Annotated in this window: 9 protein-coding genes; 3 read left to right on the forward strand and 6 right to left on the reverse strand. The window is 44.8% G+C overall.

What is annotated here, in order from left to right; translation table 11 throughout:
* Positions 1 to 202: 202 nt before the first annotated feature.
* Both A7K50_RS02955 and A7K50_RS02960 read right to left on the reverse strand, forming a co-directional pair.
* Positions 203 to 871 carry an HD domain-containing protein gene (locus tag A7K50_RS02955; protein WP_020491787.1) on the reverse strand — a complete coding sequence of 223 codons (669 nt, stop codon included), beginning with the start codon at positions 869 to 871 and terminating at the stop codon, positions 203 to 205.
* 98 nt (positions 872 to 969) lie between these two features.
* Positions 970 to 1,413 carry a PPC domain-containing DNA-binding protein gene (locus A7K50_RS02960; protein WP_165904931.1) on the reverse strand — a complete coding sequence of 148 codons (444 nt, stop codon included), beginning with the start codon at positions 1,411 to 1,413 and terminating at the stop codon, positions 970 to 972.
* 235 nt (positions 1,414 to 1,648) lie between these two features.
* Between A7K50_RS02960 and A7K50_RS02965 the strand changes: the two genes are divergently transcribed.
* Entirely contained in the window at positions 1,649 to 2,017 is a 369-nt protein-coding gene (locus A7K50_RS02965) for a metalloregulator ArsR/SmtB family transcription factor (protein WP_020491785.1), read from the forward strand.
* A 21-nt stretch (positions 2,018 to 2,038) separates the two neighbouring features.
* Positions 2,039 to 2,404: a NifB/NifX family molybdenum-iron cluster-binding protein gene (locus tag A7K50_RS02970; protein WP_020491784.1), complete on the forward strand. Its 366-nt coding sequence runs from the start codon at positions 2,039 to 2,041 to the stop codon at positions 2,402 to 2,404.
* 78 nt (positions 2,405 to 2,482) lie between these two features.
* Here the strand turns inward: A7K50_RS02970 and A7K50_RS02975 are convergent, their stop codons facing one another.
* The 3 genes from A7K50_RS02975 to gltB all read right to left on the reverse strand — a co-directional run bounded on the left by A7K50_RS02975 (position 2,483) and on the right by gltB (position 11,376).
* Positions 2,483 to 5,089: a PEP/pyruvate-binding domain-containing protein gene (locus A7K50_RS02975; RefSeq protein WP_119774542.1), complete on the reverse strand. Its 2,607-nt coding sequence runs from the start codon at positions 5,087 to 5,089 to the stop codon at positions 2,483 to 2,485.
* A gap of 243 nt (positions 5,090 to 5,332) precedes the next feature.
* Positions 5,333 to 6,817, reverse strand: a complete 1,485-nt coding sequence (locus tag A7K50_RS02980) for a glutamate synthase subunit beta (protein ID WP_119774543.1) — start codon at positions 6,815 to 6,817, stop codon at positions 5,333 to 5,335.
* A gap of 2 nt (positions 6,818 to 6,819) precedes the next feature.
* Positions 6,820 to 11,376: a glutamate synthase large subunit gene (gltB, locus tag A7K50_RS02985; RefSeq protein ID WP_119774544.1), complete on the reverse strand. Its 4,557-nt coding sequence runs from the start codon at positions 11,374 to 11,376 to the stop codon at positions 6,820 to 6,822.
* A 310-nt stretch (positions 11,377 to 11,686) separates the two neighbouring features.
* On the opposite strand from gltB, the gene gdhA reads away from it, so the two are divergent.
* Positions 11,687 to 13,021, forward strand: a complete 1,335-nt coding sequence (gene gdhA / locus A7K50_RS02990) for an NADP-specific glutamate dehydrogenase (protein WP_119774545.1) — start codon at positions 11,687 to 11,689, stop codon at positions 13,019 to 13,021.
* Between the two features lie 222 nt (positions 13,022 to 13,243).
* On the opposite strand, the gene alr is transcribed toward gdhA, so the two are convergent.
* Positions 13,244 to 14,362, reverse strand: a complete 1,119-nt coding sequence (gene alr / locus A7K50_RS02995; RefSeq protein ID WP_119774546.1) for an alanine racemase — start codon at positions 14,360 to 14,362, stop codon at positions 13,244 to 13,246.
* Between the last annotated feature and the right edge of the window lie 13 nt (positions 14,363 to 14,375).

Here is a 14,375-nt window from a genome sequence, read left to right on the forward strand (position 1 = left end):
CATTAGAAGCCGGGATTTCCTCGGGCATGATACATCACTTGACCCTCACGGCAAGATTCATGCCAAACAATATCTGAGTTAAGTATACAACCTATTTAAAATACTTTCTATTATCGTTTTTTAATTTTTTTATGTAAATTATTCTTCATCTGCCACCAATTTCAACGGTTTATAGATTCGTTCCAAGGACTATTTATTTCGATTATTTATTTCCTGTTACTTCTTCCACCAAAGTCTCGAAAAACAACTCCATAAATCTGACCCTTTTTCTGGCGATTACTTTCGCTTCTTCCGTATACAGCCTGTCCGGTATTTTTCTCAATTTAAGCTCAAATTCCAGGTTGGTCGTATGTTTGGAAGCATCTTTAATCCTGCCGTTCTCACCGATATTTTCCTTTAGATATTCTTCGACAGAAACCTCATGATATAGTCTTTCCCCGTGCTGTCCAGCAAGCATGAAAGAGCGGGCAATCCCAGTTGCTCCGATAATATCAAGTTTGTCGGCATCAAAGAGGATTTTGGCTTCGATGCTCTCCGGCTGATGGCCCGTCCTGAACCGGTGCGCTAAAATACAGTGTGTGATCTCCTGCCTCAAATCCGGATCATAATTTAGGTCTTGAAGGATCTTCTCGGCCATTTCCGCACCCAATACGGCATGGTCGATCTCTCCGGAATTATCTTCATCCTCTTTGGCTCTGGCAATATCATGAAGCAGGACGGCCGGAATCAATACTTCCGTATCGACATCATCCCGCTGCCCGGCCAGAATCAAACAAAGATGATAGACCCGCATAACATGATCCAGATCGTGGGCCGCATAAGACAGCTCTTTCTCTACAATATCCTGCAGAACCCGATACCGTTTTTCCATCGATATATTTTATGCCTCCCTGTCCCAATAAAGCATTGTATTCGCCCACGGCGCATTCAAAATGAAAAAATACTGCCAAGAATCAGTTGGCGTATCTACTATATTTCGAGCAACTCAAAACCTGTGGTAGGATTAATCTTTCTAGAGCCATCACTTGTATTCAGTTCAATCATGACGACCTCGCCGATTTGCCAGATGTCGACCCCTTCACGTACACAGCCTGCTACTGTTTTTTCCTCTCTGCCAAAAGCGGCGTGCATATGCAAGACCGGGTTCCCTTGTTCGTTTCGAAACAAAGTTCCGACTCCCAGTGTTTCGCTGGCGCCTTGAAGCTCTGTCATCATCTTGCGGGGTTTAAGGGCCTGTCCGTCTTCAGGTCCTACGACGACCTTGCTGCCCTTGTCCGCCCCTCCCAGAAAATGAACCAGTGCGGAATTGATCTGGTGTTTTTCGGCAAAATCCTGAATAATGGCCGGGATTTTTTCTCCGTGTTCCAATCTCAGGATGAATATTCTCCCCAATGTCGCTTCTATATATTTCAATGCTGTCCCCTTCTTTCTATGGCTGTAATCATTTTGGGTTGCCAGTAACTTGCAATAAACGCTTTTAATGAAGGCATAAAAGTACCTCATATCATTATAACATACAGACAAAAATGCCATGTTCATAAGAGTTTCTTTTATAACCAGGTTAGAAAACATTTTGCTTGACTTTAACTACTTAAGTATTTTATAATTTAGTTAAGTATTCAGTTAACTAAAAATACCCGGAGGATATATGGATCAAATTGTGCAGGTATTCAAAGCGCTCTCTGATGAAACAAGACTGCAGATCTTGCTTATCCTGTCTAGAAGAAGCATCTGTGCCAAAGGAATTGCAAGACATCTTCAAATTTCCGAAGCAGCGGTGTCTCAACATATTAAAATTTTAAAGGAAGCCGGCCTTCTGATTGGCGAGAAAACAGGCTACTTTGTACAATACAATTTACAGCAATCTGTTTTTGAAGATGTGATCGGATTCATTGAGCAGATATCAGGCACCCACACCGCGGGTCACTACAAAGATGTTTTCAGCGTCCCATTTAATTGTCAATATGCTTGTAAGGCCCAGCGTGAAAAGTGCTGTGAGCGTTCAAGCAATAAATAAACTTCAGAAAAGGAGCTAAATATGAAAATTTGTATCCCTGTAAAAGAAGACAAAGGACTTGAGAGTATCCCCTATGATCATTTTGGCTCAGCCCCATTCTTTCTTATCTACGACCCGGGTAAAGAAGAGATAAAAGTCATCGGCAACGGAGATTCTCATCATGAACACGGGATGTGCCAGCCTTTGAAGGCATTGGGCGGAGAACAGGTGGACGCGATATTAGTCGGCGGAATCGGTGCAGGCGCCCTGATGAAACTTAATGCGCAAGGAGTTCGTGTTTTTCGGGTTGATAATACCACCGTTTCGGTTAACATCCAGCTCTTCCTGGATAACCAGCTTCCGGAATTCTCTGCCATGAACAGCTGCAGCCATCACGGATGCCACTAACCTTGATAGATATTTTTTAGCCCTAAGGGAAAGTAATGACCCCGAAGGGCTACTTTTTTATCTTGTCAGCATCAGATTCTATTTAAAGAAACATACCGCCTTTTGTTTCCCGACATCAGCAATAATCTCCAGATCTTTATGCGTTCCTTTATTGACATCGTATACTTTAATGATTTCTCCAAGGGAGGCGCTCAGTGGTAGCAGCTCAGGAAGCAAATTTTGAAAGTGGTTTAATAATTTTGTCTGAAGGACTCCTCCCCTGCCTTCCGGGAAAAGCGCCACATAAAAAATATCACTTTCAATAAGATCCTGAAAGAAATGCGTTCCGTAAGATATTTCTGGGGTGAACCCGCCCTCTTTGACTGCAATTTCACCAAGCACGGTGATATTATTAATTTCGGAAAAATAAACAGGCACGCCGAGCGAAGGTGTACTGGTTCCCCATCGTCCAGGGCCGAGCAGCAGCACGGTCATGTTTTCTTTCTCAATCTGGCTGTTCAATTTGCCGATACATCTGGCTACCCTGTATTTTTCGAGATCACTCAGCCGGCTGTAGCTTTCAGGCTCGACATAAATGATTCGCTGAATACCGTAATGGATATTCCCACCCATAAAAGTATTATGGCTTTGAAAGAATGTTTTTTGGAAATCAATATATTTCGGGAACACCACCTTACTTTTGAGACCTTTTGCGGGCAGCGGCCTGCACTGCAGGAGATTGATCTGATAATGATCCATATCTTTAAAGTTAACGGTAAATTCAATGTCCACTGGATACGCATAGAATTTTTCCAGGGATTTAAGCATTTTTTGAATGACCCCGACGAAAGTGGAATCGGACAGAAATTGATCAAAATTAATAATCCAGGCCTGCCGGTCTTGCTGGCCTATTTCTTTCATCATTTTTTCTGCAGTATAATCTCTCTGCGCAAAATAATGCAGTTTGGGATCGTCAATTTCGTTTAAAAGATCGTTGAACGCGATACCAATCATACTGTTTTTGGTTACCATCAGCGCATCAATATTTCTTTGGGCATATTGCCTGTAATCGTCAAAATCCGTTAGAGGTGATGACAAAGGTTCATCAATCGCTATAATTCTGGCATAGTCGCCCGCCGTACGGTTTACAGCCCGGGTGCCTAGACCTACAACTACCCGCAGCATGCCCGCTTTCGGAGACATTTTCTCATCCCAGACATAGATATTGTTTGAGTAGCCGACCCCAGCAAGATCCGGAAAAAAATATTCTTTACGATAAGAACCCGATACGCGTTGCACAAGCAAAGCCATCTGCTCATCCTGGTCGGCTATTCCTCGTTTCAAACGGTACATCAGCGCGTCGTCGCTCATCGTGCTGGCAAAGACTTGTTTCACAGCGTTTTCAAATTCAAGATAGCGATGTTCGAGCGTACCTTGGTTCGTACAAAAAACACTTTCATATTTTCCAGCAAAAGAATTGCCAAATCCATCTTCCAAAAGGCTGCTGGAGCGGACAATGATTGGTGATTGTCCAAAATACTCCAGGACCCGCAAAAAATGGTTTTTTACATTCTCTGGAAAAATACCGCTAAGTATTTTGCTTTTAATGACTCTGGCCAGAGAAAAATATTTTTCAGGTTTTCTCTGCTCCATTCTAAGTTTCCAGAGACCATTTTTAACAAGATAAGTGTAAAAGACATCGGAACCAATGTAGAACGAATCATGGGGTTCGAGAATTTTTTTATAATCAAAATTTTTATCTTCAAGCAAAATTTTTCTGGCCAGAAGCATTCCGACTGCTTTACCACCGATAAATCCAGATCCAATTAAACTTGACTTGATCTGAAGCAGATCTTCCAGGGTAAAGACCTTCGTCAGCAACTCAAGGAATCTTTCATCGCGACTTAAAACCATCCGACAGAGCTTCTCTACCAGGTTTTTTTCCTCAGCAGACGGCATACGGCTGAATTTTACCTTTTCATAGGTGTCTGACGCCTTCAAAAACATCCGATCCCAATAATCCAAATGCCTTCGCGGAGCATCAAACACATTCAGGGACATATCTGCAAACAGCTTTGAAGCATCACTACTGCTTGTTAACGGAATAAATTCCTGCGCCTGTTTGATATGCGGCAGAAACATCGTCGGTGAGTACCTGTCAATCACCTTGACCGGATGAATATAGGTCTGTCCCCTGACATTATAGATATTGATCAATACCTGAGTCGTTTCCCGAATCGCCGAAATCGTCTCATACGAATTCATATTTTTATAAATTGCAAAGAAAGCTACCGTTTTCAGTTCATATAAATACGGACAGGTGATCTGGAAAAAGTTGCCGATCATAAGATCCGTTGCCCAGGTGTACAAAAGATCGGACAGACAATCAAAAACGTAAAAGGCCTCTTCTCCCTCAGCTGCAATAATCTGGTGGACCTGCGTGGAAAAAGCTTCGAAACCGTGTTCGGCGTCAATATGGTACACTTTAACATTTTCATTGTCGTCAATAATTGGAGAATGACGCGCAAACCGCATATAAATCACTTTTCTGCCCTCGTCCAGACTCGTTCTGATAAAAGGCAGCACAAAGGATTCATAATCTGCGATATTGTCAACCTGCAGAACAACATTATCACCAATCCTGAGATGGTCGATGATCTCATCGAGCCCCGGCAGGCCGGACCTTATTTTCTTACGCTGATCCATTACACATCATTCCTTACGCCAATTTAGCTATCATTTTATCCTTAAAATTAATAATTGCTGACATTCAAATCTATATGTGCAAGCAGCCAATAACCGATACGCAAAAACCAAGCAATGAATCCTGGCATCTATCCATTACTTGGCTTTACTATTCGGTATGATAAAGCATAACGGTAGATGCCGTGTAATATCATGTTATCACATCCGGCATGAACATTACACTCTGTTTATCATAACAAGTGGCTAGATAATTATACTTTTGCCCATCAAATATTTGTCCACTTCTCTGGCTGCCAGCTTCCCTTCCTGGAAAGCCCAGACAACCAGACTCTGACCTCTGCGCATGTCGCCAGCAGCAAAAACTTTGTCGACATTCGTCTCAAAAAACGCATATTCCGCTTTGACATTGCTGCGGGCATCCCGCTCCAGCTTAAGCTCTTCAGGTATACTGTCTTCCGGCCCTAAAAAACCCATGGCAAGCAGGATCAGGTCCGCTTCCCATACCCTTTCGCTTCCTGGAATCACCTGCGGAACCATTCTGCCGGCAGCGTCTTTAACCCAGGTCAGGTTGACTGTATGGACTTCCTTGACCTCATCGTTCTCATTGCCCACAATCTTTGTGGTGGAAATGCAATAATTTCTCGGATCCTTGCCATTGAGAGTGATTGCTTCTTCCTGTCCGTAATCTACTTTTAGCTTTTTCGGCCATTCCGGCCAGGGGTTCGTAGCTTCAATACGACGAGCAGGCGGCTCAGGCAGAATTTCAAACTGGAAAACACTTTTGCAGCCATGCCGGATTGCCGTGGCCACACAGTCTGTCCCAGTATCCCCGCCGCCAATGATGATGACATTCTTACCCTTGGCACTGATAAAACTCTCATCCTTCAGGTTGGAATTCAATAGACTTTTGGTGGTCGCTTTCAGGAAGTCTACGGCATAATAAACCCCTTTCAGATCTTTGCCTTTCACATCCAGCCCCCGGGGCTTGGTAGCCCCTGTGCACAGCACAACGGCATCATAGTTTTCTACGAGCTCCTGGGCCTTCATATATTTGCCGACTTCGGTATTCAAAACAAACTCTATCCCGGACGCCTTCAGTACATCAAGCCGCCTTTCAATAAATCGTTTATCAAGCTTCATGTTGGGGATCCCATACATCAAAAGTCCCCCGGCCCGATCATCCCGTTCATACACCGTGACCTTATGGCCGACGGCATTCAGATAATAGGCCGCCGACAGTCCGGACGGGCCTGAACCGACAACAGCGACTTTTTTACCGGTGGCTTTGGCCTTCTTAGGGGTCACCCATCCTTCGGCAAACGCTTTCTCGATAATCTCATATTCAATGCTGTTAATGGTTACAGCGTCCATGATATAGCCTTCGGTACAAGCCCCTTCACAAGGTGCAGGGCAAACCCTTGAGGTGAATTCCGCGAACGGCGTTGTTCTACTCAGCCGTTTGTACGCTTCTCGCCATTGTCCTTTATAGACGAGCTCATTCCACTCTGGAATCAAATTGTGCAGCGGGCAACCTGAAGCGGCGCCGTTCAAGAGTACACCGCCATGGCAGAAAGGTACCCCGCAGTCCATGCAACGCGCACCCTGTGTCCGAACAATCTCGGGATCCTGGGGAAGCTTGACTTCATTGTAGTCTTTGATCCGCTCTTCAGGCTTCCTTTTCTTCGGATCGATTCTGTTATACTCTAAAAATCCTGTTGCTTTTCCCATGATCAGACCTTCCCTTCAAAGGCAGCCGTCAGGGCTTCTTCACCGCTTAAGCCAGCCTTATGAGCTCTATCGATATTTTCCATCATCTTTTTATAATCTCTGGGTATGATCTTCGTAAATCTTGGCGTGTAATTCGCCCAATCATCCAGTACTTTCCGGCCTAGGGGACTTCCCGTGTGCGCTACATGTTTACGGATCATTTCCCTGATTTCTTTCAGTTCCTTTTCCGAAGTGATTTTTTCCATGAGAATCAGGGACTTGTTGCAGTATATTTCTTCAAAATCAAGGATATAGGCAACACCGCCGGACATACCCGCAGCAAAGTTCCGTCCTGTCTTACCCAGGATCACAACTTTTCCTCCGGTCATATATTCACAGCCATGGTCGCCGACACCTTCAACAACCGCATTGACGCCGCTGTTTCGGACACAGAATCTTTCGCCGGCAATTCCGTTGATATAGGCTTCACCTGAAGTTGCGCCGTAGAAGGCGACATTGCCGATCAGGATATTTTTCGCTGGTTCAAAATCTGAAGTTTTTGGCGGATAGACCATAATTTTACCACCCGAAAGGCCTTTGCCGATATAGTCATTAGCATCACCTTCAAGTTCCAAAGACATGCCCTTGGGTGCGAATGCACCAAAGCTTTGACCAGCAGAACCTACAAAGGTCAGCTTAATGGTATCCTCCGGAAGCCCTTCTTCCCCGAAACGCTTGGTTATTTCACTGCCGACAATGGTTCCAACCACGCGGTCCACATTGTTGATCTTCAGTTTGGCCCGGATTGATTTTTTGTGTTCCAGGGCCGGCTTGCACATTCTTAAAAGCTTGCGCATGTCCAAGGATTCTTCCAGTCCATGGTTTTGCTGCTGTGACTTAAATCTGCCGACATCTGCACCGGCGTAGGGCTGATACAGAACCTGGGAAAGATCAACCTGGGCTGCTTTCCAATTCTTAATATTTTCTTTGTGTTTGAGCCTGTCTGTACGTCCAACCATTTCATTAATGGTCCTGAAGCCAAGTTTCGCCATGATCTCCCGCATTTCTTGTGCAACAAACAACATAAAATTCTCAACATGCTCAGGTTTGCCGGCAAAATTCTTGCGGAGCTCTTCATTCTGGGTTGCAATACCTACCGGACAGGTGTTCAGGTTGCAGACGCGCATCATCACACAGCCCATGGAAATGAGTGGAGTGGTGGCAAATCCATATTCCTCAGCGCCAAGGAGCGCAGCGATGACAACATCTCTGCCTGACAGAAGCTTACCGTCTGTTTCCAGGACGACCCTGTCCCTCAAGCGGTTAAGCACAAGGGTCTGATGGGTCTCGGCAAGACCCAATTCCCACGGCAATCCTGTATTTTTAATGCTTGTTCGCGGTGAAGCACCTGTACCGCCATCATAGCCGCTGATCAGAATAACGTCGGCCTTGCCCTTGGCCACACCGGCCGCAATCGTACCGACACCCACTTCAGAAACAAGCTTAACATTGATTCGGGCATCACGGTTGGCATTTTTAAGGTCATGGATCAGTTCCGCCAAATCTTCGATCGAATAGATATCATGGTGCGGCGGGGGGGAAATTAGTTCAACGCCTGGTGTCGAGTGTCGGACTTTGGCAATCGCCGGAAAAACCTTCCGGCCTGGAAGCTGCCCGCCCTCTCCAGGCTTGGCTCCTTGTGCCATTTTGATCTGTATTTCCGAGGCATTTACCAGAAAGCTGCTGGTAACACCAAAACGACCTGAAGCAACCTGTTTGATGGCACTGATTAGACTGTCGCCATTAGGCAGTTTTTTAAATCTTTCAGGATCCTCGCCACCTTCACCACTGTTACTTTTGCCGCCCAAACGGTTCATGGCAATCGCCATACATTCGTGGGCTTCCTTACTGATCGAGCCATAGGACATCGCCCCGGTCTTAAATCTTTTGACGATAGACTCGACCGGTTCGACTTCTTCGATTGGAATCGTATCTCCGGCGCTTATTTTAAAATCCAGCAGCTGCCTGAGTGTATAGATCTCCTCGTCATTAATTTTTCTGGAGTAATCTTTGAAAAGATTGTAATTGCCTTCCCGGCAGGCGCGCTGAAGCAGGTAGATCGTTTCCGGGTTGTAGAGATGAATCTCCCCACTATCTTTACATTGGTAGAAACCGCCGATTTCCAGTGTATCTGTGTAGAGTGCATTCTCATCAAAAGCACTTTCATGCCGCATTTGATTTTCCATCGTAATTTCTTCCAGACCGATTCCTTCCAGGCGGGATGGTGTCTGAGTAAAGTAGCGGTCAATCAGATCTCTTTTTAGGCCGACAGCTTCAAATATCTGGGCACCGTGGTAGCTGCGCATCGTCGAAATACCCATTTTCGTAAGCACCTTTAAGATGCCTTTGATCGAGGCTTTAATATAGTTCTTTTTTGCCTCCCGATAACTTAGACCATTCGTCATTCCTTTGGCTGCCAAGTCTCTGATCGTTTCGTAAGCAATATAGGGGTTGATCGCGGTAACACCGTACCCGATCAAGGCACAGAAATGGTGTACCTCCCTGGCTTCTCCGGTCTCCAGAACAATACCTACACTTGTCCGGATTTCACGGCATATCAAATGGTGATGCAGACCTGAAGATGCCAGAAGAGCGGGGATAGCGGCAAATTCTTTATTAACGCCCCTATCCGAAACAACAAGAATATTTGCGCCATCAGCAATTGCTTTATCTGCTTCCCGGGATATTTTGTCTAAAGCTCTTTCCATTGCTCTAAGCCCGCCAGTCGCCTTGTAAAGAATGGAAATCCTGGCTGTCTTAAACTTCCCGTTATTTAATTTCATAATGGTATCCAACTGCGTATTGGTGAGGATCGGTGATTCCAAATACACTGCGGAACTATGCGTCCGGTCAGGATCCAGAAGGTTTCCCGCATTCCCCAGGAGCATTGTGCCGGAGGTAATAATTTCCTCACGGATGCCATCAATCGGGGGATTCGTCACTTGGGCAAAAAGCTGCTTGAAATAATGGTACAGCATTTGAGGTTTGTCTGAAAGTACCGCCAGCGGTGAGTCCATACCCATCGATCCAACAGGGTCAATGCCATCAGTCGCCATCGGCAGAATCATTTTATTGATATCCTCATGGGTATAGCCAAATGCTTTCTGCTGGGAGATAATATCTTCCAGCATCGGTGCTTCCAACTCGTCGTCAGCAGGGAGATCACTTAAATAGACAATATGCTTCTTATTCCACTCTTCATACGGATGCATCAGGGAAACACTCTTTTTGATTTCCTCATCAGAGATGATCCTTTGTGCTTCCGTATCGATCAGGAGCATTTTACCCGGTTCTAGACGGCCTTTATATTTGACATTTTCAGGTTTGATGTCGAGAACCCCCACCTCAGAGGCGAGGATGACTTTATCATCTTTGGTGACATAATAACGTGATGGTCTGAGTCCGTTCCTGTCCAGTACGCCACCGATAACCGTTCCGTCCGTAAAGCCCATGGCAGCCGGTCCGTCCCAGGGCTCCATGATAAAATTGTTAAACTCATAAAAGTCCTTTTTTTCTTTGGACATCAGATCGTTCTTTTCCCATGGCTCAGGAATCATCATCATGACAGCATGAGGAAGCGATCTGCCGGTAAGATGGATAAACTCAAGACTGTTGTCAAACATGGCCGAATCGCTGCCCGACTCGTCAACAATCGGATATACCTTGGAAATATCATCAAACAACGGTGAATCAATGCATTTCTGTCTGGCCTTCATCCAGTTCACATTACCTCTGATGGTATTGATTTCCCCGTTATGGACAATATACCGGTTCGGGTGCGCCCGCTCCCAGCTCGGAAAGGTATTGGTGCTGAACCTGGAATGAACCATGGCCAGTGCCGAAACAAAATCAAGGTCGGAAAGATCCAGATAAAAATTCCTAAGTTGTTCGGCTGTAAGCATACCTTTATAGACAATGGTTTTGCTGGAAAGGCTGGCAATATAGAAGGAGCCGCCCTTGTCTTCACACATTGGGATGATCAGTTTTTCCGCTCTTTTCCGAATGACATAGAGCTTTCTTTCAAAATCCATATCATCGGTCAGATCAGGGCTTCTTCCGATAAAAACCTGTATAAACCGAGGCATAACAGCTTTGGCACTATGGCCGACCGTCGATTTGTCAATCGGGACTTCCCGCCACCCAAGAATCTTCTGTCCTTCCTCACGAACAATCTTTTCAAAAGAATCCATCTGGGTAACCCGAAAATCTTCATATTTATGGGCAAAAATCATCCCCACACCATATTTGCCCTTTTCCGGTAAATTAAAACCAAGAACATCACATTCCCGTTTAAAGAAGTCATGGGGTATTTGTACCAAAATACCAGCGCCGTCACCCGTATTCTCATCCGCACCACTGGCACCTCTGTGGTTTAAATTCTCCAGAACTGTTAAAGCTTCCTCGACAATGTCGTGCGATTTTTCACCTTTGATATTCACGACAAATCCCATACCGCAGGCATCGTGCTCAAAGGCCGGATCGTAAAGACCCTGTTTTCTTGGCAATTGATTGTATTCCATATTACACACCCTTTGTTGGAGTTTACATCGATAGTTTCTTTACGATTTTACCAAAAATCCATCAATAACATAACTGTTTTAAGTAAAAAATATTGTATTCATTTTAATTTTTTCAATATTTCTTATTTTTTTATCAATTTATTGCCAATGTTTAAATATTAAAATTTAATATTTAAAATTCATTATTTTGCATCACTAATATCTTATAATGAATACAGTATATTGTTTGTTTTGTTATATTCAAACGCAAATTAATATTGTAGAATACGGTTATTGATAAAAACACTATTTTTTTCTGGAGGGTAAAAATATGTCTTATGTCCAACAAGTCATGGAACAGGCTATTAAAAGAAGCCCTAACGAGCCTGAGTTCCACCAAGCGCTCAAAGAAGTACTGGAATCTTTGGAACCGGTAATTGCCAAACATCCCGAATATGAAAAAGCTGGTATCCTCGAGCGGCTCGTCGAGCCCGAGCGCGTGATCATGTTCAGAGTTCCCTGGGTCGATGACAAAGGAAATGTTCAGGTTAACCGTGGTTTCCGTGTTCAATTCAACAGTGCTATTGGTCCTTACAAAGGCGGCCTGCGTTTACACCCGTCTGTTAACCTTGGCATCATCAAATTTTTAGGTTTTGAGCAAATCTTCAAAAACTCCCTGACCGGACTTCCAATCGGTGGCGGCAAGGGCGGCAGTGACTTTGATCCCAAAGGCAAATCCGATAACGAAATCATGAAATTCTGCCAAAGCTTCATGACCGAACTTTGCAAACATATTGGTGCAGACACTGACGTTCCTGCGGGTGATATCGGTGTTGGCGGCAGAGAAATCGGTTACATGTTCGGCCAGTATAAGAGAGTCAGAAATCTCTTTGAAGGCGTACTTACTGGAAAAGGCCTGACTTATGGCGGAAGCTTAGTTCGTACCGAAGCAACCGGCTATGGTCTGGTTTATCTGATGGACGAAGCAATTAAAGATATCGGCAAATCCTTTAAAGGTGCTACCGTTGTTATCTCCGGTTCAGGCAACGTTTCGATTTATGCAGCCGAAAAAGCCATGCATCTGGGTGCCAATGTTGTTGCCCTGAGCGATTCCAACGGCTACATCTACGACAAAAACGGTATCGACCTGAAGACCGTTAAGCAGCTCAAAGAAATTGAAAGAAGAAGAATCAAGGATTATCTGGAATTCCATCCGAAGGCCGAATACAAAGAAGGCTTCGAAGGCATCTGGACCATTCCTTGCGATATCGCTCTTCCCTGCGCTACGCAGAACGAATTGAACGAAGAATCCGCCAAGGCTCTGGTTGCCAATAAATGCTTTGCTGTCGGTGAAGGTGCAAATATGCCTTCTACTCCGGAAGCAGTCAAAGTATTCCATGCCAATAAAATTATCTTTGCTCCTGGTAAAGCTGCCAATGCCGGCGGTGTTGCAACCTCCGCTCTGGAAATGTCCCAGAATAGCATGCGTTATTCCTGGACTTTCGAAGAAGTTGACGCCAAACTTAAGGACATCATGGTCAACATCTATCGCAATGCCAGCTCAGCTGCCAAAGAATACGGCTGTGAAGGCAACCTGGTTGTCGGCGCCAACATTGCCGGCTTCCTGAAAGTTGCTAACACTATGATGGCTCACGGCGTGATCTAAGCTGGAGCTGCCTAACGATTTGTATACCCATAATATAGTCTTGATACCATTGAAATTAAAAAGACCTCTTGGGGACTGAGTATGTTCAAACAACTCGCACCCAAAAGGTCTTTTTTATTAATATAAGTAATCAATTCTTTTTAAAAACAGTCTATAATTTAGTCCACAAATGTAAGTTTTCTATCTCCCAGAATAAAAAAACATACAGACTTGCTCAAATAACTATTTGCTCTCAACCATCACCCTCGGCACTCTCTTAGAAATACCGCACAGGATCTCATAGCTGATCGTTCCGCATCGTTCAGCAATCTGATCTGCGGAAATAAACAAGTCACCGTCTTTGCCAAGTAGAACAGCTTCATCTCCTTCTTGGATCCCTTCAATTTCTGTTACATCAACCATGGTCTGATCCATGCATATTTTACCGATGATCCTGGCTTTCTTTCCCTTCAGCAAGACCTCAGCACCATTGGATAGAGAACGGCGCAGACCGTCTCCGTAACCGATCGGCAGCGTTGCCACTTTTGTGGGTCTATCGGCAATAAACGTACGTCCGTAACCTACACTTCCACCCTTTTCAATCGTCTTCAGCTGGGAAATGCGGGCTTTTAAAGACATGATCGGTTCAAAGCCAGCTTCCTGTCCAACATGGTCCATCGGTAAAAGTCCGTACAAAATGATACCCGGACGGCAAAGTTCGTAATGGCTTTCGGGAATCTGCATGATTGCTGCGGAATTTGCGGCATGACGGAGCGGAATTTTTATTCCAGCCGCGCACAACTTTTCATATAAGTCATCAAAGATCTTTAGCTGCTGGTTTGCATAAGACAAATCAGTGCTGTCGGCCGTAGCCAAATGGGTATAGATTCCCTCCAGATAAAGGCCTGGAAACTTTGAAATTTTTTGGATATCCTCAAGTGCATTTTCGCAAAAACCTGTCCTGCCCATTCCCGTATCCACTTTGATATGGAGTCTTGCTGTTTTATTCAGCTTCAGCGCTGCGGTTGAAAGCGCTTCAGCCTGTTCGATTTGAAATATTTCGGGAATGATCTCTTCTTTGACCAGTGTTTCTGAATACTTCGACAATGTAGGCCCAATGATCATTAGGGCAATATCCGGGAATTCTCTTCTGAGCTCCAAAGCTTCTTCCAGGATAGCAACCCCGAATCTGGTAACCCCTTCTTCCTTTAGAGTCCGAACAACCTCGACTGCACCGTGTCCGTAGGCATCTGCCTTGACTATGGGCATTATTTCACTGTCGGCGTACTGCCGTATCCTTTTTAAATTGCGTCTTAAAGCCCCCAAATCAACTTCTGCCCAAACCGGACGAAAAATATTCATTCTAAAAATCTCC

It is taken from the genome of Dehalobacter sp. MCB1 (assembly GCF_003590275.1).
GTDB lineage: Bacteria > Bacillota > Desulfitobacteriia > Desulfitobacteriales > Syntrophobotulaceae > Dehalobacter.